Origin of the sequence: Streptomyces albidochromogenes, from assembly GCF_005981925.1 — a bacterium.
Taxonomy (GTDB): Bacteria; Actinomycetota; Actinomycetes; order Streptomycetales; family Streptomycetaceae; genus Streptomyces; species Streptomyces albidochromogenes.
In genome coordinates this window covers 1-21,654 of record NZ_VBVX01000057.1, presented here as the reverse complement: position 1 = coordinate 21,654, position 21,654 = coordinate 1, and the positions used below count along the sequence as shown (strand labels likewise).

Below are 21,654 nucleotides of genomic sequence, written 5' to 3'. Positions count from 1 at the left end.
CACCTGGCGCGGGGACCTGACCGCGCTGATCAGCCGCAGAGCTCCATGATGATGTCGTCGAAGGTGGGGAACTCCTTCGCGGCCAGCTCGATCAGCACGGCGGCCGGCCGACACCCGCCCGGCGCGAAGCGTTCCGCGACGGCCGTCAGCTCCGGGGTTCCACGCCGGACCCGGTCGCTCTCGTACGGTGTCGCTGCCTCCCAGGGGCCGTAGCCGCCCGCCAGCACCCAGAGGAATTCGGCCAGGTCTCGGGCTACGACGCCCGTCTCCCCCTCGGAGCCGAGGAACACCACGGGCTGGTCGGCCAGGGCTCGGGCCGGACGGGTCAGCCAGAACGCCGCGTGTCCGCCCGAGCCGTCCCGGCCGAACATGCGGAAGTCGTCCCCGTCGACGTCACCGTTGCCGGTCCAGGCCCGGAACCACTCGGTCGTCTTCTCGGCGGACAGGAAGGCCGGGAAGGGTTCGAAGTCGATCCCGGTCTCGCTGCCGTAGCCGAACGGGACCGCCATCGCGGCGGCGAGCGCGTCGGGAAACTGCCGGTCATGGAGGGTCACTCGCACAGGCTAGCCTCCGGCATCAGACCTCCCGGCCCTCGCCCGCCTCGACGCACCGCTGACCGACGCGCCGGCCATCGCCGTCGCCACCGCCATCGCCACCGCCACCGATTCTCCGCACGCCCATTGCCGCGCCGCCGGTCAGATGCCGATCGCTCCGTCGATACGCTCGCGCAGCAGGTCCGCGTGCCCGTTGTGCCGGGCGTACTCCTCGACCATGTGGATGAGCACCCACCGCAGTGACACCGTCCCCCGCCACGCGTCGTGGCCCGTGACATCGAGATCGGGCGACTCGGCCACGAAGCGGTCGGCGAAGGCCACTTCGTCACGCCATGCCGCCCACGCCTGCGCGACGGCCGCGGCGTTGGCGTCGGCACCGTCGAAGTCTCCGTCGGGGTCGGCCGCCGAGGAGAAGCGGGGCGCCGCGTCCTGCCCGGCCAGCACCTTGCGGAACCAGCGACGCTCCACGTCCGCGAGGTGCCGGACGAGGCCCAGCAGCGACAGCGTGGACGGCTCGACGGCCCGCTGCGCCAACTCGGCCTCCACACCCATGCACTTCATCCGCAGAGTCGTGCGCTGATCGTCCAGGAAGGCGGTCAGCACACGCCGCTCGTCTCCGGTGGTGGGGCCACGAAAGCGGCTCTCCTGATCGGGAACGACGAACATCTCGGCCCTACTCCGTGGCATGGTCATGCTGCCCATTGTCCCGTCGCCAGGGTCACTTCGACCACCGCCGACCGCCGCCCGCGTCCCCGCCGGGCCGGCCTCGTCGATGCCCGTACGCTCCGCTGGAGCGGCCCGTCCCGGAACGCGGCAGTCGCTCGTGCTGGGCTGCCCACCGTGTAGCGGGCACGTAAAAGGGCAGACGGGTACTCACTGACACTGGCACGTGCCCAGACGCTACGTCGGTCCGACCGCTCGCGACCAGGCAGGCGACCGCGACCGACTGGACGTGCCGACGACGAACCCGGAAAGGACGTCTCGAACGATGTCTTCATCTCTTCTCGAAACCGTGGACGTCAACGCCCCCGTCTCCCTGAGCTGGGAACTGTGGAGCGACGTCACCAAGTGGCCCGCCTTCCTCAGCCACGTCGAACGCGTGGACCGGATCGACGAGAAGCGGTTCACCTGGTGGCTGTCCCTTCCCGGCGCGAACAAGTACTTCGCCGCCGAACTGACCGAGGTCGTCACGGAGGACCGGATCGCTTGGAAGACCATTGCCGGCGTGCACCACGCGGGCGTCGTCACGTTCCACCGGCTGAGTGACACCACAAGCCGGGTGACGGTGCAGGTCGAGTACGACCCCCAGGGATTCGTCGAGCACCTCGGCGCTCTGACCAACCTGGACAAGGTGCTGGCCAACTACGACTTGGGCCAGTTCCAGCGCATGGCCGAGACCCTGGCGACTTCCGCGCCGTAACGGAGCTCGCGACCGGTGCCTGCGGCGTTCAGGTGTGGAGCGGCCTGCGCCATCTGCACGGGGTCAACTGCAACCGTGTCATGTTCGTGCTGGCGGGCCTCGGGGCCGTTTGTGCGGGCTGCTCTCTGGTCGTCAGTGGGTGAGCACGGGCGCGCGGAGCCCCGCTCCGGCACCCGTCGGCTCACGCCCGGTGGGCACCGAGCCCTGCGCCGAGGTCACGCGCCTGCCGCAGAGCGTGGGCGTACTGCCTCTCACCGCGCTCCACCTGACCGGCCAGGGCAGGGACGCTCGCGGCCAGGGTCAAGCCGGCGGATATCACAGTGACGCACATCCCCATCTCCTCTCCGAGGATCAGCTCCAGTACGGGAGTCGCGTGATCGCGCCCCTCGTTCACCGAGCCCGTGTCGTAGTCCCCGCCGCGGCTCGTCACCAGCACCGCCGGTCGACCGGCCAGCGCTGCGCCCGACAGCGCCGAGGGGGCCGTCTGCCCCGGGACGTGGACGTGGTCGAGCCAGGCTTTGACGCTGGAAGGCAACGAATAGTTGTAGAGCGGTACGCCGATCAGCAGCACGTCCGCCGCCAGCAACTCGTCGATGAGACGCCGCTGGAGCTGCTCGGCCGCCGGTTCCGGGCTCGCACCCGCCGGCCGCAACCCGGCTGCCCAGTGCAGGCTCGCATCGGCGAGGTGCGGCAGCGGGTCGGCGTGCAGGTCGCGACGGACCACCGCGTTCCCCGGCCGAGCGGCACGAAACGCCGCGTGGAACGCCGCTGTGATCGCTCGCGACCGTGACGCGGTGCGCTCGGCCGAGGAATCCAGATGAAGCAGCGTCGACATGCACCCCATCGTCGCACCACCCGGCCATGGTGTACGAGGGAACGGCCCGAGCGGGCCTTGTCTGGGGTTACGGGCTGGTCCAGTCGGTCGGCACGTGGGCGACGCGGACGCCCGGCGCCCCTCTATAGCGTGGCGGCGCACTTGCCCGCGCGATCTCCGCGGCGCAGCACGTGCGACTGTTGATCGAGGCCGGAATGGGCAGAATACGAGGGACGGAGGGCATCAGCCCCCACCTGACGGAGGGCCGATCGCATGGGTGAGCAACCGGTCGGGCGCGAGCCGTACGAGCAGGTGAGCCGGTTCGCATCGCGCGGGCGACATCGTCCCGGCCACGGGGCGCGGACCGGGCGAGTGCTCCCCGCCCCGGGCGAGAGACGGCCCACATGAACACCGCCGCCGCCACCGGCCTGCTCCTGCTGATCGCCGCCGAACCGGAACTGCTCGCGGCCGCCCCCGAGGGGGCGGACCGCGGCGAACTGACGCACCGGGTGCGCGAAGAGGACCACCTGTGCCTGGGCTGCGGCACCCGGGCGGTCTGTGCCGTGGTCGTCAACTCCCGGACCGCCGGGCCCCGTTGGCTCGACCTCTGCTCCGAGTGCTGGTTCACGGTGCGCCTCGCCAACGAGTCCCCGCAGTTGCCCCAGTGACCCCCTGGCCGCAGCGACGACCGCGGCGGCGGAGCCGACCGGGGCGCTAAGAGCCCCGGTCGGCTCAGGCCCGGGAGGACGTGTGCAGTACGGCGAACAGCGCCCGGGCGCGGTTCCCGTCCGGCAGGCTCCAGGCGCCCGCGACATGGCCGGTCGCTCCCTCCGGCGGGACGGCCCGGCCGTCCGGTGCGGAACGCAGGACCCGGTGCAGACGGAGGGCCAGACCCCGTGCGACCGGCACTTCGGTACCGGCGTCATCGTCGGCGACCGCGTCGGCGGCGAAGCTCACGGGAGTGGGACCGTCACCGGCGATGGAGCGCACGACTTCGCGGTCGGGGGTGTCGCTGGTGTCCTGGTCCTGGGCGTGGACGCGCCCCTCGATCAGCGCGAGCAACTGGGTGACGAACACCGGGTCGTGGCAGGCGTCGTACGCCCAGCGCCGCCCCAGCACGCCGTGCTCCATGGTGCCGACGAGGGCGTCGTCCGCTCCGTCGAGCGGGCGCCCGCGATAGGTGAGCGGCACCAGGTAGGAGACCGGATGGCGGCCGGAGGTGTCGGTGACCACGATGACCTCGATGCCGACCTCGCCGTCCGGATCGTCGAGCCGGAAGCCGCCGGCCCTCGTCAGCCGCGGTTCACGCGCGTCGCCGTCGTACCACGGCCGGGAGGGCAGCCATGAGGTGAGCAGGTCGAGTTTGCTCGGGCTGAGGGTGGTGTTGTGGATGACAGCCATGCCGAAGAACGTCTCCCCGTGAGCGGATGCGGATGCGGATGTGCCCACCTTCCCATCGGCGTGACGTCGGCCGGATGCGTTTCGCCCTGACAAGGTCGACCGGACGGGGCCTGTGACCGGCCCCTTCGGCTTCGCGATCGGGGCCCTGGTGTGGAGAAGCCGTGTGTCGACATGACGACAGTTCGACTTCCTCCGTCACCTCGCCCGCCTCGGCGCGTTGTCAAAGGATGAACCACCGTGATGACAACACCCGAGCGCCGAGACACCCGGAACACCACTGGCTGGGGCACACCCGCAAGCCTGAGCACCCTGCCGACGGAGCGGGGCGGTGTACGCGTGTCATGCAGCTCTTGCGACTCCTGCTGCTGGCCGTGGCCGTCCTGGCAACCGTGCTGAGTTTCGCCACGATGCTCGTCGGTCTCGCCCGCCCCTGAGCGGAACGCGGAGCCCGCCCGCGACAACTCCTGTGCGGGCCTTCGCCGTACGACGCATGCGCGGCCCACTGCCGCAGACCGGCTGTTAGTCGGTTTATGTCTTGTGTAGGGCCTCATGGCTGCAATCGGAGACAACCACGTAACCCGGCATATGCCCGCACGTTATGCGGGTGCTATCACTCCGCAGAAGGTGCGACCGCCCCCCGGCGCACGGTCTTCGATTGCCGCCATGGTTGGTGGCGGGAGCAGGGATTCTCATGCCGGACTCCATGTTGTGGCTCACCATCGCCTGCCTCTCGGCATGCACCGTGGTGTGGACGGTCGTCCCGTCCACGGTCGGCCGGATGCCACGCGCCGATGTCAACGAACTGCGACGCCGCCGCAATCTGAGCAGGGTTCTGTCGGGACCGCACCCCGGTCTCCAGGCGGCACCCGAATCCGCCGCCTCGTGCCCAGTTCCGGACGTTCAGCTCGCACAGCGGCCGGACGGCCCACCGGGCGGCGCGTGCCGTGGCTGTGGTTGTGGCTGTGCCCGCGGGGGTGACAGTGAGCGGTACGCGGCGGCGCATCCGGGTCCGGCGGAGGACCGGGGCCACGGGGCCGGATCCTCGTCCGCCGGGCACGGCGAGGCCTGACGAGGACCGGGCGGCTGTTCTAAGCTCATTCGATGACCTTGGAATGGGAACAGGTAATGGTCGACGCCGCCGACCCCGCGGCGTTGGGGCGATGGTGGGCCGAGGCGCTCGGCTGGGTGGTGGTCGACGCCTCGCCCGACGCCTACGAGATCAGGCCGGAGGAGAATCGTCTGCCGGGCCTGCTGTTCACCTCGGTGGCGGAGAAGAAGGTCGTGAAGAACCGGCTGCATCTCGACTTCCGGCCCGACGACCAGGACGCCGAGGTGGCCCGTCTCCTGGCCCACGGAGCGCGGCATGCCGATGTCGGCCAGGGTGATGACGAGCCATGGGTCGTGCTGGCGGACCCGGAGGGCAACGAGTTCTGCGTCCTCGGCCCTCGTCACCCCTGAGGGAGCCACCGGAAGGGACCGGCCGGGGGGCCGCCACCACGGCCGGGTGACCCGCCCGGGCAGGATGGCGGCATGGTCAACGAGGAGAACATCGGCTTCCCACTGCCTCCAGGGGCGACGGGGTTTTTCCGGCCCGGGGACGGCCCGCTCCCGGAAACCGACCTGCGGGCCTTCCGATCGGCCCTGTACGCCGCCGCGCGTGCCGCCGGTGGAGAGGTGGGCGAGGTGGAGGAGCGGGCGTACCCGCGCACCTTCCACACCGCGTCGGTTGTCGAGCGCGCGGGCGAGAGCGTCGTCCTGTGCCATGCCCACCACCCCTGGATCGCTTTCTCCCGGGCCCGTCGGGACTGGTACGGCGAGGACTTCATGGCGCCGCCGCAGTGGGCCCGCGCCTTCACCGACACGGGCTTCGTGGTGCTGAGCGACGAGCGGCTCTCCACGCCGCTGTCCGGTCCGGACGCGTCGGTGCTCACACCCGCCGAGCGGCGTCAGGTCCGCTACTACGGCACGACGACGTTGGGCGGCGTCCTCTTCAACTCCTGGGACTGACGCGCGTCCCCGGCACGGTCCGGACGGAGGGGCGGCGGTGAACGGACGCGGGACGGACCCGTGGGCCACCACGGGGACCACCGTCCTCGAAGGGGTGAAGAGGGCCGCGCCCGAGGCGGAGATCTCGTACTCCGAGGACGCCTCCGCCGCGACCGACGGCTACGGCGTCGGTGTGGTCGTCGTCGGCGAGACGCCGTACGCCGAAGGGTTCGGAGACGTGGGCAACGGCCACGACCTGGAGCTGACCGCCGCGGACAAGGCGGCGGTCGTGACCCGGCTGCGGGGTGCGGGCGCGGACCGCCCGTACGCTGTGAGGGGCGCTCCGGGACCGGCGGGTTCAGGATGGATATGTGGAGGAAGCCCGACGGAAGGGCTCCCCTGCCGGCCGGTCGCGGACCCCGTGCATGGCGCCCTTCCTGTGCGCGCGGCGGCACGGCGTGGCGGCCACAGGGGCCGGCCGGCGGGCCGCGGTCCCCGTGCGGCTGTCGCCCCGGTCCGGCGCACCGCCGGGCGACGGCGCCGGAACGCTCGCTGCCGGCCCGAAGGGGGCGGGTCGCGCGTGAATGAGCAGATGCCGATGAACGAGCTGATCAGCGGCGCCGCCCAGGACGCCGGAGGCTGGCTGGGCACCCTGCCGGTGGCGCAGGTGGCCACCAGCGCCACCGGAACGATCGTGCGATGGAACCACGTCGCGCAGGAACTGCTGGGTTACGCCCCGCCGGAGGTCGTGGGGCGGCACATCGCCGACCTTCTGCACCCGGGGGCCGACCGCAGTCTCGGCCGGTCGCTGTGGGAGACCGCTGCCACCGGGCGCGGGGTGATGGGCACGGTGACCGCGTGGCACCGCGAGGGGCACCCGCTGGAGCTGGAGATCTGGGCCTGCCCCGTACCCAGCGGGCACCAGGAGATCTCGGCGGTGCTGGTGTTCGCCGCCGACGCCCATGCGGCACGCCGGATCAGGGGGTCGTCGGCGGTGTGGGACGGGTTGTTCTCCCGCTCACCGGTGGGTATCGCCGTCCTCGACACCAATCTGCGATTCCTGCAGGTCAATCCGGCGCTCGAAGCGATGAACGGCCTCGCCGAGTCGGCCCACACGGGCCGCCGGCTGGCGGAGCTGCTTCCCGAGGTGAACGCCGGCGAGATGGAAGCGGCGATGCGGCAGGTGCTGGACACCGGGGAGCCCGTCCTCGACCGGCGCCGCACCGGACGGACCCCGGCCGATCCGGAGCACGACCGGGTGTGGTCGTGCTCGTACGTACGGGTGGAGGACCCCGGCGGCCGGCCGATCGGCGTGATCGCCTCGCTGCTCGACATCACCGAGCAGCAGCGGGCGCACACCGAGGCGGAGGCGGGGCGCCGCAGGCTCGCGCTGCTCAGCGAGGCTAGCGTGCGCATGGGGGCGAGTCTGGAGCTGGAACGCACCTCCCAGGAGCTGGCCGACCTCGCGGTACCGGATCTGGCGGACACGGTCACCGTCGACATCCTGGACACACTGGCACGCGCCGAGGAGCCGGGCACCGGGCTGGGCGGCGGCGTCGCCCTGCGGCGTCTGGGCAAGGCCCCGCTGACCGGCTCCACCATCACCAACATCCTGGCCCCGCTGGGCAGAACCCTCGTCTTCCCCGCGACGACCCCCTACATCCAGGCGCTCGCCGCGCGCCAGCCCTTCCTGATCGCCCGCCTCGACGAGCGGGCCGTCGCTCCCGCCGCCCGCTACTCCGCCGCACCGGCCCAACTGCTCAAGGGGGGCGTGCACTCGCTCATGATGGTCCCCCTCGTCGCCCGTGACCTGGTGCTGGGCGTCGCCACCTTCTACCGCAGCCGGCCCGTCGGCCCCTTCGGTTCCGACGACGTCACCCTCGCCGGGGAACTCGCCGCCCGGGCCGCCGTCAGCATCGACAACGCACGCCTCTACCAGCGGGAGCACGAAACCGCCGTCATCCTCCAGCGCAGCATGCTGCCGCAGCACATCACCCCGCCGCCCGGCATCGAGGTGGCCCACCGCTATCTGCCCGCCAGCGACGTCAACGAAGTGGGCGGCGACTGGTACGACGTCCTGCACCTGCCCGGCGGCGAGGCGGCCCTCGCCATCGGCGACGTCATGGGCCACGGCATCGCGGCCGCCGCCGTCATGGGGCGGCTCTCCGCGACCGTCAGGGCCCTGGCCCGTCTCAACACTCCTCCGGCCGAGCTGCTGCACCAGCTGGAAGCCACCCTCGCCGACCTCGCGGAACCGATGCTCGCCACCTTCCTGTACGCCGTCTGCGACCCCCTCACCGGCCGCTGCACCGTCACCCGCGCCGGGCACCCCCCACCGGCGGCCGCGGAGCCCGACGGCACGGTCCGCCTGATCGAGACCCCGCCCGGCGCCCCCCTCGGCGTCGGCGGCATCGGCTTCGCCACCACGGAGGTGGTCCTGCCCCTGGGCAGTGTCCTCGTGCTCTACACCGACGGCCTGATCGAAGCCCGCGGCCGCGACATCGACGAGCGGCTCGCCGACCTGACCGGCCTGCTCACCGAACCACAGCGGCCACTCGACCACCTGTGCGACTCGCTGCTGACCCGCCTCGTACCGTCAGCCGCCGACGACGACATCGCGCTGCTCGCCGCCCGCATCGGGACGGCCGGCCCCTGAGACGGCGGCCCTTCCGGTCGTCATCGCGACCCCCGCTCCGGGCCGCCCGCCGGATCGCCTTCCGGATCGCGGTCCGACGTGGGCCAGACGTACGGCAGGTCGTCGGGCACATCCGGGAAGCGTTCGGCGTAGAAGTCCGGCTCCTTGCGCACCAGCGCCGACCGATGGCTGAGGTGGAAGTCGCCGGCGCCGAGCCAGGGCGGGAGGTCGCCGGCCGCGGCCAGCCGGTCCTGGGAACGGATCGTCAGGCCCGGCCGCCAGGCCATGAAGTCGCTCATCAGCGTCGCGGCGCAGGTATCGGCACGCCCCTCCAGCGTCCACACCCGGCACATCTCCAGCCCGTACCGGACCAGCGCCTCCTCGTAACCGGCCCACATCCGGACCGCGGGGTGCCTGCGCCATCCGTACCCCGGCACGATGAGGCCGCGCAGGACCTGCAGCGCTTCGACCCGCTGCTTGCCGAGCCGTCTGGCGTCGAGCACGGCGGCCGATTCCGCGAAGCCCGCGAAAGGGAGAAAAGTCTGCATAGGAGCTGTCTACCCCCGGACGGGTCCGCGCGCCGCCCCACGCACCTCCGCTCCCCAGCGGGCCGGCGCCCGCCGAGCGCCCCGTCCGCCCCAGGAGGGACCGGTCGGGAATCTGCCAAGTCGGCCGAAAGCGCACCCAGCATTTCGGTCAGTATGGACATCGGCTTTCCTCGGGCTCCGACGGTCCTAGCATGTCGGTCCTAAGAAGCTGGCTCCCTCTGGGTACGGGTGAGGACGGGATGCGACAGGAGTCGTGGCGGCCTGAGGCCATCGACACGAAGGTGCCGAGCGTGGCACGAATGTACGACTACTTCCTCGGGGGCGAGGACAACTACCAGTCGGACCGCGAAGCCTGCGAGCAGCTGCTCGAACAGGTGCCGAGCACCAAGGTCCTGGCGGTCAACAACCGGCGCTTCCTGCGCCGTGCGGTGCGCATGCTGGCGGCGGAGCACGGCATCCGGCAGTTCATCGACCACGGATCCGGTCTGCCGACCCAGGACAACGTCCATCAGGTGGCCCAGGCCGTGGACCCCGCCTCGACCGTGGTCTACGTCGACAACGACCCCATCGTTCTGGCGCACGGGCGGGCGCTGCTGGAGGAGAACGACCGTACGGCCGTCATCCAGGCCGACATGCGCGACACGGAGGGCATCTTCGGCCACCCGGAGACGACACGGCTGATCGATTTCAGCCGCCCGGTGGCGGCGCTCTTCGTCTCGGTGCTGCACTGCATCCCGGACGAGGACGACCCGGCCGCACTCGTCCGGCGGGTGGCCGAGCGGCTGGCGCCGGGCAGCTTCCTCGTCGTCTGCCAACTGGTCAGCGACCGGCCGGAGATCCGCGAGTTCGTCACCGACTTCATGGCGCAGGCGACCGACGGCCACTGGGGCCGGGTGCGCGAGGAGCACGAGGTCGCGGCGTACTTCACCGGCCTGGAGATTCTGGAACCCGGTCTGGTGGAGGTCTCCACCTGGCGCCCGGACAGCGATCTGGCGCCGGTGCAGCCGTCCGACGAGTGGCTCGAGTGGGGCGGTGTGGCCCGGCTCCCGTGAGTCCGGGCAGGTGCCTCACGTGCCGCCGCGCCGCGTGAGTGCGGCGGGGGCGGGCGTCCGGTGCCAGGGTGTGCGTGGTGCGGCGGGCCCGGCGGAAGCGTGGATCCGTACGTCAGAGACGGGCGAGCCGTTCGCGGATCGTCTCCAGCGAGTGCCGGGGCGTGAGCGCGCACGCACCGAGGCGGTCCAGCATGTCGCGGTACTGCTCGACGATCCGCGGCTTCTGCGTGAACGTGCTGTCCGTCAAATGCTCGATGTAGACCGCGTCCTTCAGGTCCCCCGGCGCGAACCGCAGGTAGGTGAGGCCGGTTCCGACGCCGACCGAAGCGGTCACGTCGAGCGGGGCGATCTGCAGGGTGACGCGGGGCCGCTGCATTATCGCGACGAGGTGCTCCAGCTGGGCCCGCATGACGCGTTCCCCGCCCACCATGCGCAGCAGTACGGACTCGTCGATCAGCGCCCACAGGCGGGGCCCGTCTGCGTTGTCGAGCTGCCGCTGCCGTTCCTGGCGCAGCTCCACCCTGCGGTGCACCTCGTGCGCGAGCAGGTGCCCCGGGCCGGACTGCACGACCGCACGGGTGTAGGCGGGGGTCTGCAACAGCCCGGGTACGTAGAAGGGTTCGTACGTCCGGATGGTCGAGGCAGCGCCTTCGAGGGCGACGAGCGGGGCGAAGAAGTCGGACAGGACGTCGCTGTAGGAGCGCCACCAGTCGGGCCGGCGCGACTGTTCCAGCAGGCGCATGAACTCGGTGATCTGTACGTCGTCGTCCACCCCGTACAGGCCGAGCAGCGCGGCCGCGTCGCTGGGCTTGCAGCCGTGGCGCCCGAGCTCGATGCGGCTGGTCTTCGAGCGGGAGAAGCCGAGCTTGGAGTCCACGTGGGAGGGGTCGAGGCCCGCGGCGACCCGCAGTTCGCGCAGCTTCCCGCCGAGGATCACCTTGAGCGCGGTCGGGTTGTGCTCAACCGCCCCCAGCGGGCGGGCGAAGAGGGACGGGCTGGGTTCTGCTACGGCCATCACGCGCTCCTGCGGACGATGAGGAGGAACGACCATATCGACCCGCCGCCCGCATCAGCCAGGGGCCCTGGGGCGGGGCGGCGGCTTTCAGCCGATGAAGGAGTCGAAATCGCCGTCCCGGGCTCCCGCGACGAACGCGGCGATCTCCTCGCGCGTATAGATCAGTGCGGGCCCCTGGGGATCGCGGCTGTTGCGGACCGCCACCCGGCCGTCCGCGAGTGCGGCCAGCTCAACGCAGTTGCCTGTGGCGTTGCTGCGGCCGCTCTTGATCCACCTCGCGGAACCCAGCGCGCTCGAACTGACCCCGTTGGACAACTCCACGCCCACCGCCCCCTCTTGAAACATCTCGTCCGAGCCCACAGATCCGGACAGTGCAATCCCAGATGCAATTGCACGCCGTGGGCCGGGTCGACGATACTCGTCCACCACCGGTTGGCGCAGCATCGGGCTCAGGAGCCTGTGAAGGGACGTGATCCGTGGTGATGCACATGGCGCACTCAGTGAGCCCGCACTTCGGGCCCGCAAGCCCCGGCGGACTGACGAGCGCGCGCCACTGCGCACCGCCGCCGTCGGGCGAAGGCGAGCCCAACACCCTCGTACTGCCCGACGACTTCGCCGCCTGCGGCCTGGACGGCCGTCCCGGCAACGCCGGCCAGGCTCGCCGGTTCGTGAACCTCACCTTCGACCAGTGGGCCCTGTCGGCCGCGGCCGCCGACGCGCAGCTGATCGTCAGCGAGCTCGTCACCAACGCCGTCCGGCACGCCGTCGAACCCTTGCGGCCCGACGTGGGCGAGTATCCGTTGTGGCTGGGCCTCTTCCGGTACCCGTCCCACCTGATGTGCGCCGTCTCCGACCCCAGCCCCCACGCACCCCGCGAGCGCCTCGCGGACGCCTCGGCCGTCAGCGGCAGAGGGCTGCAGCTGATCAGCGCGCTGAGCGACAGCTGGTCGTGGGAGCCCACAGCGCCGCAGGGCAAGACCGTCTGGGCGGCGCTGCACCTGCCCGCGGGCTGACCGCCTCAGGCCCTCGCCGACGCCCCTTACGAGCGCTGACGCGCGGTGGGCGTCCGCGACCTCGCCGACGGCCCCGGCTGCCCGGCTCGCCGTCCGGGCCGCGCCGGGTGACCATGGTGTACGGGACCGGTCCGGGCACGCACTGGGAGGCACCCGTGGCGCAGACCAGAACCACCACCGACGTGCTGATCACGGGCGCCGGTCCGGTCGGACTGAGCGCGGCGGCCGAACTCCGCCGGCGCGACGTGCGCTGCCGGCTGATCGACCGGCTGCCGGCCCGCCTTCCGTACGCCAAGGCGGTCGGCATCCAGCCGCGCACGCTGGAGATCTGGGACCGGATGGGCCTGGTCCGGGACGTCCTGGAGGCCGCCGTCGCGATGCGCGGCCAGTTCCTGTACGTCAACGGCCGGGAGCAGGCGCGGATCGACCTCGCGCTGCCGCCCGAAGTGCCGTACGGATTCGCCGCGCTGCCGCAGTACGACACCGAACGCATCCTCGAGGAGTACGTCGCGGGCCTGGGCACCCCGATCGAACGGGGAACCGAGCTGCTGTCCTTCACCCAGGACGCGGACGGGGTCACCGCCCGGCTGGCCACCGCGTCCGGCGCCGGCGAGGAGGTGCGTACCCGGTACCTGATCGGCTGCGACGGCGCGCACAGCACCGTCCGCAAGGGGCTGGGCCTCGGCTTCGAGGGCGGCGCGTTCCCCGAGGAGTACATGCTGGCCGACGTGGAGGCCGACTGGGGGGTGCCCGACGGGTACGGCGTACGGTCCGTCCACCGCGCCGACGACGGCTCCACCGACGACGTCCTGGTCTGCATCCCGTTGCCCGGCACACGCCGCTACCGCATGTCGACGCTGGTCCCGCCCGAGCTCTCCGCCCGGGCGACGGAGCGGGCGCCCGCGCGGGGCGACGGTGTCGCGCACGGCCTGGAGGGCGCCCGCGCCCCGGAGCTGTCCCACATCCAGGCCGTCGTCAACCGCCTCGCCCCCGAACCCGCCACGCTCTCCACGATGCGCTGGTCCTCCGTCTTCCGCATCAGCCACCGGATCACCGACCGGTACGCCGACGGCCGGGTGTTCGTCGCGGGCGACGCCGCCCACATCCACCCGCCGACCGGCGCCCAGGGCATGAACACCGGCATCCAGGACGCGTGCAACCTGGCGTGGAAACTGGCCCTCGTCCTCCAGGGGGAGGCCGGGCCCGCCCTGCTCGACAGTTACGACGCCGAACGCCGGCCCGTCGGTGAAGAGGTCGTGGGCCGCACCGTCCGCCACGCCACCCAGGGCATCGAGGCCGACCCCGACGATCCGCGGACGGTGATGCTGCGCGAGGCGCAACTGCTCGTCGGCTACCGGGACGGCCCGCTCGCGGGCAGCCCCCACGGGCCGGCCGACGCGCCCCAGCCCGGCGACCGGGCCCCGGACTGCGCCGGCCTGACCGGCTCCGTCGCCGCCTACCCGATGCGCCTGCTCGACATCCTGCGCGGCCGCACGGGGCACGTACTGCTGCTGTACGCGTCCGACGCCGCCGACCTGGCCGACGCCACCGGGGCGGACGGAGCCGGCGGAGTACCGCGATCACCGGACGGCGCTCTCCTTCTGCACACTGTCGCCGTCCTCGCCCGCGAGGCCGTTCCGACCGCGCCCGGCCGCCTCGGCGTCCCCCGATACCGCGACGCCGACGGCGAGTTCGCCCGGCTCTACCGCCCCGACGGTGCGACCGGCTTCGTCGTCCGCCCGGACGGGCAGCTCGGCGCACGCTTCCCCCTCGCGGCCACCGCTGCCGCCCTGTCCGGCTACCGCACGGCGCTGTCCGGGCCGGCGTAGACCGGAGCCCGGGCCGCCGCGTCCTGCGGAGCGCGGTCCGGGACGTCACGCCGCCGCGTGCCCGCCGGCCGGCTCCTCGGGGGCCGGCCCGCCAGGAGCGGCGGCGGGCACGAGGCACAGATGGCGGCGGCGCCGTGCGTGACGGGGCGCTTCGGCGGGGGTGAGCATACGGTCCTCGTAGCGGCCCATGAGGACGACCAGGCCCAGCAGGAACGGCGGGAGAAGCAGAGCGACAGCCAACACGAAGGGCTCCCTGGGGAGATGTCCGGTTTCTCTACGAGTTGCCGCACATCGCCGACCTACCGCACCGGTGCGTGATGGTCGTGTGACCGTTTGGCGCACAGAGGCGCACATACTCCGGGGAGCAGGCGCACTGGGGGCGCGGGCGCGTCCGGTCAGCCGCGTGGCGGCTCGTACAGCGGTCGGATCCGCTCCCAGCACTGCCGCAGGTGCGCTTCGGCCTCGTGCACCGCCCGCCGTCCCCTGTCCGGCACGGACTCCCGCGTCCCGCCGGCCGGTCCCTGCCCGTCGGCCCCGTCAGAGGCGAGCGCCACCGCCCCGGCTGCCGGGGCCACCCCGAGCCGGCGGTCCGGGACGGCGGTCCCGGCCTGGTTCCGCGTCGCCCACCAGCGGCCGAAGAGGACGGCGGCGGTCACCGCCGCGGCCAGCACCGCACACCCGGCACGGAGGGGTTCCATGCTCTGCACCACTTCTGTGGGTTCGCCGCACTCCGGACCGGGCCACGCCCGCGCCGTCGCCACCCCACGACGCGTCGTCCGGGGCATCGCGCGTGTACCCCGGCGGCCGCAGGTCATGCACCCGGTTTCGGCGGGATTGCGGGCGCTGCGCGCGTCGGTGCCGACGTGCCGGGTCGGTTTCGGGCCGTCGCCGCTACCGCCCGGACGGGGCGGTGGCGCCGTCGGTGGACGTCCCGTGCGCGGGCGGCGCCGACCGGGCATAGCGGCCGGCCAGCTCTCTCAGGTGGGCGACGAGTTCGGGAGGGCCGCTCACCTCGAAGTCGTGGCCGAGCAGGCCGAGGTGGACGGCGAGGGTGTCCAGCGTGTCGGCGCCCGTCTCCAGCACGCACGTACGGGCGTCCACCGCCTCGACCACCCCCACCGCCGGGTTGATCCGCTCCAGTACGGCGGCCGCCGGGGCGCGCACCGTCACCCGGGCCCGGTACCGCCAGGCCGCGGCCGACGCCTGGCCCGCGACGTAGGCGGCCGCGTCGCCGTCGGGGTCGTCGCGGGGCGTGAAGCGCGGGCCCGCCGGTGTACGCGGCGTGAGGCGGTCCACCCGGAAGGTGCGCCAGTCGTCACGGTCGACGTCCCAGGCGACCAGGTACCAGCGGCGCCCCCAGTTCACGACGCGCTGTGGCTCCACCAGACGGCGGGTCGCGGCCCCGGTGTGGTCCCGGTAGTCCAGGCGCAGCCGCTCGTGGTCGCGGCACGCCGCCGCCAGCGTCATCAGGACCTCCGTGTCGACCGTCGGCGACGGCCGGTCGGGGGGCACCGGCCGCGTGTACTGCTGGAGGGCCCGCGCCCGGCGCCGCAGCCGTGCCGGCAGCACCTGCTCCAGCTTGGCGAGCGCCCGCAGCGACACCTCCTCCATCCCGGCCATCGCGCTCTGCGCGACGGTGCGTACGGCCACGGTGAGCACGACCGCCTCGTCGTCCTCCAGCAGCAGCGGAGGCATCGCCGCGCCGGCGGCCAGGCGGTAGCCCCCGGCCGCACCACGGGTGGCGTCGACCGGGTAGCCCAAGCGGCGCAGCCGTTCGATGTCGTTGCGTACGGTCCGTCCGCTCACCCCGAGCCGTTCGGCGAGTTCCGGGCCGGGCCACTCGCGCGGCGTCTGGAGAAGGGAGAGGAGCTTGAGCAGGCGTGCGGAGGTTTCGAGCATGGGTGCACTCTGCCTCGCTTTGAGGAACGAACCTTTCCTGTACGGGTTCTAGAGTCGTTTCCATGGAGACCAGGAGCAACGCCTCAGCCGCGACCGCCTCGCCCGCCGACGCCGCCCGGCCCGGAGAGGAGATCCGCCCCTTCCGGATCGACGTCCCCCAGGCCGATCTCGACGACCTCCGCCACCGCCTCACCCGCGCCCGCTGGGGCACCGGGGTGCCGGGCGTGGACGGCTGGGAGCGCGGTGTTCCCGTCCCGTACCTGAAGGAACTGGCCGCCTACTGGGCGGACGGCTTCGACTGGCGCGCGGCGGAGGCCCGGTTGAACGCGTTCCCGCAGTACCTCACCGAGATCGACGGGCAGGACATCCACTTCGCGCACGTGCGGTCGGCCGACCCGGACGCCGTCGCGCTGCTCCTGATCCACGACTGGCCCGGTTCCTTCGTCCAGTTCACCGATGTCGTCGAGGCACTGTCGCGCACGTTCCACGTCGTCGTCACCTCGACGCCCGGCGTGGGCTTCTCCGGCCCGCTGTCGTCCACCGGCTGGAACACCGGCCGCATCGCCGGGGCCTTCACGACGCTCATGGCCCGCCTCGGTTACGACCGCTACGGCGTCCAGGGCAACGGCGGCGGCGCCTGGATCGCCGGTGAGATGGGCCGGCTCGACCCGGACCACGTGGTGGGCGTCCACGTGAACGGCCTGGTGACCTTCCCCTCGGACGATCCGGCCGACTTCGCCGGCCTGACCGAGGCGGAGCAGACCCGGCTGCGGCGCCTGCAGGACTTCCGCGACGACAAGATGGGCTTCAACGTCATCCAGTCGACGCGTCCCGAGACGGTCGCTCACGGGCTGCACGACTCGCCGGTCGGGCAACTCGCCTGGATCGTGGAGAAGTTCAAGGAGTGGACCGACCCGGCGAACGATCTCCCCGAGGACGCCGTCGACCGCGACACGCTGCTGACCAACGTGAGCGTCTACTGGTTCACCGGTACGGCCGGGTCCTCCGCCCATCTGTACTACGAGATGGCGCACGACCCGGCGGCCTGGGCGCCGAAGGCGGCCGGTACGGTGCCGACCGCCGTGGCCGTCGCCCTGCCGACGGACGTGGCGATCCGCCGGTTCGCCGAGCGCGACCACAATGTCGTGCGCTGGACGGAGTTCGAGTGCGGTGGCAACTTCCTGGCGCTGGAGCAGCCGCAGCTCCTGATCGATGACGTCAACGCGTTCTTCGCGAGCCTCGACAAGGACGCGTGAGTCCTGGGCGCGGCGCCTTCCCCCTTGTCCGGCGGGAGGGGGCCGCGCGCGTTCCGGCCGGCGCGCCCGGGCGCGAGGACCGTCGCCTTCGTGGGGTAACGCAGGGTCCACCGTGGCGTCAGCCGGCCTGACCGTCCCCGGCCTCCCAGCGCAGCAGGTCGCCGGGCTGGCACTCGAGCACTTCGCAGAGCGCGGCGAGCGTCGCGAAGCGCACCGCCTTGGCCCGGCCGTTCTTGAGCACCGCCAGGTTGGCCGGCGTGATCCCCACGCGGTCGGCGAGTTCGCCCACGGACATCTTCCGCCGGGCCAGCATCACGTCGATGTCGACGGCGATCGGCATCAGATCACCTCGTCCAGCTCGGCCCGCATCCGCGCCGCCTCGACGTCGCGCGCCACGGCCTGGGCGAGGAGCATCCGCAGGACGAGCACGATGAGCGCGACCCCCAGGACGGCCACGCCGACTCCGCCCAGCAGGAGTACCGCGCCGGGGGCCACGGCTTCACCGGGCGCCAGGACGACCCCCAGCGCGAACACCAGGAGGGCGGCCGCCACGACCGCGCCGAGCACGACGTCGACGTACCGGAAGGCCGCGTCGGAGAACACCGTCCCTCGTCGGACCATCGTCACCAGCCGCCACACGCAGACCAGGACGACCTGGACGGTCACGACGCCCAGGACCGTGATGACGAGGAACGGCGTGCGCAGATGCGCGAAATCGGTGTCGAGCCCCTTCAGGTCCTCGGCCAGCAGCGGCACCATCACGGCCTGCACGAACACCGAGCCGGCGAGCAGCACCACGAGCACCACGCGCAGCGCGAGCACGGTCAGCTTTCCCATCACTTCTCCCTCGATCGACCTACGATGGAAATCTATCGAAAGTCGATAGGTGAAGGCAAGTGGGCACGGTACGGCCAACCTCCGCGGCCGCCCCTAATAGGGTGACCTCCATGGCTGCCACCCTGAGTTCCACCAAAACCGTCGCCGCGCTCCGGTCGTCGGCGCGTGTCTCCCTCGATGTGCTGCTCCTCCTCGTGATGACAGCGGTAGCCCTGTGGCTTCTGGGCAAGATGTGGTCGATCGTCTGGCCGCTCATAGTCGGCCTGCTGCTCACCACGCTGACCTGGCCGCTCGCTCGGTTCCTGCGCCGGCACGGCTGGCGCCCCGCGCTGGCCGCGTCGGTCGTCACGGTGCTGTTCCTGCTGGTCGCGTCGGGCATCGTGGCGCTGATCGCGGTGCCGGTGGCGTCCCAGTCCGGGGAGCTCGCCGACGGCGTGGTGGAGGGCATCGACAAGCTGCGCGCGTGGGCCGCCGGGCCGCCGCTGAACATAGGCGACGACCAGATCGCGGGCGCCTTCGACTCCGCGGTCGCCCGTGTGAAGGACAGCGTGGGCAGCATGGTGACCTATGTCGGCACCGGAGTCAGCACCGTGTTCAACGGCCTGGTCACCGCCGTCCTGGCGCTCTTCCTGATGTTCTTCTTCCTCAAGGACGGCCCCCGCTTCCTGCCGTGGCTCACCCGTCAGCTCCCCGGCCGGCTAGCCACCGACGTCCCGGTCGTCGCGGCGCGCAGCTGGGACACCCTGGGCGCGTTCGTGCGCTCGCAGGCCTTCGTCGGCCTGCTCGACGCCGTCTTCATCGGCCTCGGCCTGTGGATCCTCGGGGTGCCGCTGGTGCTCCCCCTGGCGGTGCTGACCTTCGTGTCGGCGTTCGTGCCGATCGTGGGCGCCCTGTTCGCCGGTCTGGTCGCGGTGCTCATCGCGCTGGTGTCGAACGGCCTGACCGACGCGCTGATCGTGCTGGCGCTCATCGTCGTGGTGCAGCAGCTGGAGGGCAACGTGTTCCAGCCGATGATCCAGAGCCGGGGCCTCGGCCTCCACGCGGCGGTGGTCCTGCTGGCGGTGGCGCTGGGCGGCAGCCTGTCCGGCGTGGTGGGCAGTCTGCTCGCGGTGCCGGTGGCCGCGCTGATCGCGGTGGTCTGGAACTACCTGCGCGAGCAGCTCAGCGAGCCGCCGCGGGAGCCGGGGGCCGACGAGTCGCCCGCGGGCGCCGTCGCCCCGTCGTAGTGCGACGGCCGGGGCGGCGCACGCCGCCCCGGCCTGGAGCGCGGTGTCAGCTGCGCAGCGGACCTTCGCAGGCGTACGACGACGTACCCGCCCGTCCGTTGGGCCAGATCTCCACCTCGCCGAAGGAGCAGTTCATGTCGGCGAGGTTGTTCGAAGCGGCGCCGGCCCGGTCGAGGATGAAATGGTCGACCGTCTCCGACATGTCCTTGAACACCCGGCTCGCGTCGGCCGAGTCGGACAGGCCGGCCGTGATCCGTCCCGTGCAGGCGAAGCGCCGCTTGCCGGGTTCGCCGGCCTCCGCGCAGTCCGGGTCCGAGGCCGTCGCCGACCGGAAGCGGGCGCGGACCGCGGCCACCGAGTCCTCTTCGAGCAGCGCGTTGGGCGTGTAGGTGGTGTGGGGGACGAACAGCTCGTCCACCTTGGCGATCTGGGCGTCCAGGAAGCCGTCGTACGCACGCTGCAGGCCGGCGTCCGCGCCGAGGCGGGTGCGCCAGGCGTCGAAGGCCACCGGGTCGTCCGCGCGCAGGTGGCGGTACATCTGCCGCAGCAGCGCGGGCCGCTCGGTCCACAGGAACTCGAAGAAGGTTCCGGCGTAGCTGTAGAACCGGAAGCCGTCCCCCTCGTAGGTGGCGTGCAGCAGCTGGTCGACGGTCATCCGCGGGCGGCCGCCCGCCGTGTCGTTGATGACGCCGCGGACCAGTGACTTGCGTATGGCCACACCGTCGTCGCGGGTGGCGCCGTCGAAGAACTCGGCGGTCCCCTCGTCCATCGCGGTGGTGCGGTCACCGGTGTACCAGGGCCCCTCGCCGAAGTACCCGGGCACGGCCCAGCGGCCGTTGAGGTAGTGGACGTACTCGTGGCGGAACAGCTCTTCGAGCGTCAGCGAGGAGTCCTGCGGAACCCGGCGCTGGTACGTGTAGAAGGTCGCGCCGCGCTCGATGTAGACGCCGCCGTTCTCGGTGCCCATCCCGGTGAGGATCGGGTGGTAGTTCTCGTAGTCGGCCCGCGAGGCGTAGAGCACGACGCCCAGCGCGGAGTTGGTGTCGCCGGCCAGCGGCTCCAGCGACCCGAGCACCCGGTGGAACTGCGCCTTGACCTGCTTGCTCGCGTAGTACAGCTGGTCGACGGTGGCACGGTCGAGTCCGGTGCGGACCTTGATCGCCCCACCGTCGTACGTGTACGTGTGCGGGAAGACGCGGCGCTCGATGTCCGCCTTGCACACACTGTAGGGGGCGCACGCCTCGTAGAAGTTGAGCCAGGACACGAGTGAGGCCCAGGGCGCGCCGCCGGTGCCGAAGTTGCGCTCGGCGACGGGCAGCAGTGCCCCGAGGTCGGGCACGGTGCGCGCGGTGAGCGCGGCGATCTGGCCGAAGCGGCCGTACTCGCTCAGCGCGTCGCGCACGATCCACGCGTTGACGGTGCCCTTGAGGTGCGTGTGGTGCGCGAAGGCGCGGAAGGCGGCCCGGTACGAGGCGTTCTGCGTCACCACCGTGTGGAACGCCGTGTCCCGGTTGCCGGGGTAGACGCCGAGATAGTTGACGGACAGGGCGGCCAGCGCGGCCGCGCCCCAGGCGGCGTTGTCGTACTGGCCCTTGTGGTACTTGTCCATGGTGGCCAGGACCTTCTTGATGAGCCCCAGCTGGCTGTGGCGCAGCCCCGGGGCGCTGCCCGCGTAGAGCGCCTCGCGCAAGGTCTCGGCGTTGGCGGCGGTGACGTCGAAGGTACGGGCGGCGGTGCCGAAGGCGTGGACGGCGCGTCGCATCGCCTCGGTGGTCGGGGGGTCGGTGACATCGATCTCGGTGCGCGAGAAGTCGTGATAGGCCACGGCGTGGAGATAGGTGAACATCTCCAGCAGGTGGGTCCCGTTGCGGCCGTCGTGGGCGGCGGAGAGGGCCGAGGCGCGCCGGCTCACCGCCTGTACGTGGGCGTCGGACATGACCGGCACGAGCCGGGCGTCCCACGTCCAGACGAGTCCGGCGAGGCAGCCGTTCGCGGTCACCTCCGGGTCGGCGAGGAAGTCCGCGAAGCGGGCCGGGGTGAGGCCGGTGACGCCGTCGAGCGTGCACGGAACCCCGAGAGCGGTACGGGGCGCGCGGGCGTGCCGGCCGGCGGCCGGCGGGCTCTGCCGGCCGGGGATCCTGCCCCGGGCCGATCCACCCGGTGCGGGGG

23 protein-coding genes are annotated in these 21,654 nt (G+C 72.1%); 10 read left to right on the top strand and 13 right to left on the bottom strand.

Annotated features, from left to right (window positions below):
- Positions 1-29: 29 nt before the first annotated feature.
- Positions 30-509, bottom strand: coding sequence for an SMI1/KNR4 family protein (locus E2E34_RS10735; RefSeq protein ID WP_138901667.1), 480 nt, complete (start codon positions 507-509; stop codon positions 30-32).
- A 186-nt stretch (positions 510-695) separates the two neighbouring features.
- Entirely contained in the window at positions 696-1,247 is a 552-nt protein-coding gene (locus E2E34_RS10730) for a DinB family protein (RefSeq protein WP_208765198.1), read from the bottom strand.
- 295 nt (positions 1,248-1,542) lie between these two features.
- On the opposite strand from E2E34_RS10730, the gene E2E34_RS10725 reads away from it, so the two are divergent.
- Positions 1,543-1,974: an SRPBCC family protein gene (locus tag E2E34_RS10725; protein WP_138901657.1), complete on the top strand. Its 432-nt coding sequence runs from the start codon at positions 1,543-1,545 to the stop codon at positions 1,972-1,974.
- 181 nt (positions 1,975-2,155) lie between these two features.
- Here the strand turns inward: E2E34_RS10725 and E2E34_RS10720 are convergent, their stop codons facing one another.
- On the bottom strand, positions 2,156-2,809 hold the full coding sequence (locus E2E34_RS10720) for an FMN-dependent NADH-azoreductase (RefSeq protein ID WP_138901656.1): 654 nt from the start codon (positions 2,807-2,809) through the stop codon (positions 2,156-2,158).
- Positions 2,810-3,192: 383 nt separating this feature from the next.
- On the opposite strand from E2E34_RS10720, the gene E2E34_RS10715 reads away from it, so the two are divergent.
- Positions 3,193-3,456 carry a hypothetical protein gene (locus E2E34_RS10715; RefSeq protein ID WP_138901655.1) on the top strand — a complete coding sequence of 88 codons (264 nt, stop codon included), beginning with the start codon at positions 3,193-3,195 and terminating at the stop codon, positions 3,454-3,456.
- A gap of 64 nt (positions 3,457-3,520) precedes the next feature.
- Here the strand turns inward: E2E34_RS10715 and E2E34_RS10710 are convergent, their stop codons facing one another.
- A complete protein-coding gene (locus E2E34_RS10710) occupies positions 3,521-4,189 on the bottom strand; it encodes a maltokinase N-terminal cap-like domain-containing protein (RefSeq protein ID WP_138901654.1) in 669 nt (222 codons plus the stop codon).
- A gap of 1,101 nt (positions 4,190-5,290) precedes the next feature.
- On the opposite strand from E2E34_RS10710, the gene E2E34_RS10705 reads away from it, so the two are divergent.
- The 3 genes from E2E34_RS10705 (at position 5,291) to E2E34_RS10695 (ending at position 8,831) form a co-directional block, all read left to right on the top strand.
- The gene (locus E2E34_RS10705) at positions 5,291-5,647 is read left to right on the top strand and encodes a VOC family protein (protein ID WP_138901653.1); all 357 of its coding nucleotides are present in this window, start codon (positions 5,291-5,293) and stop codon (positions 5,645-5,647) included.
- A 72-nt stretch (positions 5,648-5,719) separates the two neighbouring features.
- Complete coding sequence (locus tag E2E34_RS10700; RefSeq protein WP_138901652.1) at positions 5,720-6,196, top strand: hypothetical protein; 477 nt, start codon at positions 5,720-5,722, stop codon at positions 6,194-6,196.
- A gap of 37 nt (positions 6,197-6,233) precedes the next feature.
- Positions 6,234-8,831 (top strand): SpoIIE family protein phosphatase, encoded by a 2,598-nt coding sequence (locus E2E34_RS10695; protein ID WP_244315609.1) that lies wholly within the window; start codon positions 6,234-6,236, stop codon positions 8,829-8,831.
- 20 nt (positions 8,832-8,851) lie between these two features.
- Here the strand turns inward: E2E34_RS10695 and E2E34_RS10690 are convergent, their stop codons facing one another.
- Entirely contained in the window at positions 8,852-9,358 is a 507-nt protein-coding gene (locus E2E34_RS10690) for an MSMEG_6728 family protein (RefSeq protein WP_138901651.1), read from the bottom strand.
- Positions 9,359-9,597: 239 nt separating this feature from the next.
- Here E2E34_RS10690 and E2E34_RS10685 point away from each other — a divergent pair, with 239 nt between their 5' ends.
- Complete coding sequence (locus E2E34_RS10685; protein WP_138901650.1) at positions 9,598-10,410, top strand: SAM-dependent methyltransferase; 813 nt, start codon at positions 9,598-9,600, stop codon at positions 10,408-10,410.
- A 112-nt stretch (positions 10,411-10,522) separates the two neighbouring features.
- On the opposite strand, the gene E2E34_RS10680 is transcribed toward E2E34_RS10685, so the two are convergent.
- Both E2E34_RS10680 and E2E34_RS10675 read right to left on the bottom strand, forming a co-directional pair.
- A complete protein-coding gene (locus E2E34_RS10680; RefSeq protein WP_138901649.1) occupies positions 10,523-11,425 on the bottom strand; it encodes a helix-turn-helix domain-containing protein in 903 nt (300 codons plus the stop codon).
- 87 nt (positions 11,426-11,512) lie between these two features.
- Positions 11,513-11,770: a DUF397 domain-containing protein gene (locus tag E2E34_RS10675; protein WP_138901664.1), complete on the bottom strand. Its 258-nt coding sequence runs from the start codon at positions 11,768-11,770 to the stop codon at positions 11,513-11,515.
- A 143-nt stretch (positions 11,771-11,913) separates the two neighbouring features.
- Here E2E34_RS10675 and E2E34_RS10670 point away from each other — a divergent pair, with 143 nt between their 5' ends.
- Positions 11,914-12,438, top strand: a complete 525-nt coding sequence (locus E2E34_RS10670; RefSeq protein ID WP_138901648.1) for an ATP-binding protein — start codon at positions 11,914-11,916, stop codon at positions 12,436-12,438.
- Between the two features lie 113 nt (positions 12,439-12,551).
- The gene (locus E2E34_RS10665) at positions 12,552-14,267 is read left to right on the top strand and encodes an FAD-dependent monooxygenase (RefSeq protein WP_138901647.1); all 1,716 of its coding nucleotides are present in this window, start codon (positions 12,552-12,554) and stop codon (positions 14,265-14,267) included.
- 45 nt (positions 14,268-14,312) lie between these two features.
- Here the strand turns inward: E2E34_RS10665 and E2E34_RS10660 are convergent, their stop codons facing one another.
- The 3 genes from E2E34_RS10660 to E2E34_RS10650 form a co-directional block, all read right to left on the bottom strand.
- Positions 14,313-14,510, bottom strand: a complete 198-nt coding sequence (locus E2E34_RS10660; RefSeq protein WP_138901646.1) for a hypothetical protein — start codon at positions 14,508-14,510, stop codon at positions 14,313-14,315.
- Positions 14,511-14,662: 152 nt separating this feature from the next.
- A complete protein-coding gene (locus E2E34_RS10655) occupies positions 14,663-14,965 on the bottom strand; it encodes a hypothetical protein (protein WP_138901645.1) in 303 nt (100 codons plus the stop codon).
- A gap of 193 nt (positions 14,966-15,158) precedes the next feature.
- Positions 15,159-16,166 carry a helix-turn-helix transcriptional regulator gene (locus tag E2E34_RS10650; RefSeq protein ID WP_138901644.1) on the bottom strand — a complete coding sequence of 336 codons (1,008 nt, stop codon included), beginning with the start codon at positions 16,164-16,166 and terminating at the stop codon, positions 15,159-15,161.
- A 62-nt stretch (positions 16,167-16,228) separates the two neighbouring features.
- Between E2E34_RS10650 and E2E34_RS10645 the strand changes: the two genes are divergently transcribed.
- Positions 16,229-17,422, top strand: coding sequence for an epoxide hydrolase family protein (locus tag E2E34_RS10645; protein WP_138901643.1), 1,194 nt, complete (start codon positions 16,229-16,231; stop codon positions 17,420-17,422).
- A gap of 118 nt (positions 17,423-17,540) precedes the next feature.
- Here the strand turns inward: E2E34_RS10645 and E2E34_RS10640 are convergent, their stop codons facing one another.
- Both E2E34_RS10640 and E2E34_RS10635 read right to left on the bottom strand, forming a co-directional pair.
- Positions 17,541-17,762 (bottom strand): helix-turn-helix domain-containing protein, encoded by a 222-nt coding sequence (locus E2E34_RS10640; RefSeq protein ID WP_138901642.1) that lies wholly within the window; start codon positions 17,760-17,762, stop codon positions 17,541-17,543.
- On the bottom strand, positions 17,762-18,259 hold the full coding sequence (locus E2E34_RS10635) for a DUF2975 domain-containing protein (RefSeq protein WP_138901641.1): 498 nt from the start codon (positions 18,257-18,259) through the stop codon (positions 17,762-17,764). Before E2E34_RS10635 ends, E2E34_RS10640 begins: the two co-directional genes overlap by 1 nt.
- A 110-nt stretch (positions 18,260-18,369) precedes the next feature.
- On the opposite strand from E2E34_RS10635, the gene E2E34_RS10630 reads away from it, so the two are divergent.
- Entirely contained in the window at positions 18,370-19,485 is a 1,116-nt protein-coding gene (locus E2E34_RS10630) for an AI-2E family transporter (protein WP_138901640.1), read from the top strand.
- A gap of 46 nt (positions 19,486-19,531) precedes the next feature.
- Here E2E34_RS10630 and E2E34_RS10625 read toward each other — a convergent pair.
- The coding region (locus E2E34_RS10625; RefSeq protein ID WP_138901639.1) for a collagenase at positions 19,532-21,654 on the bottom strand (2,123 nt) is incomplete at its 5' end.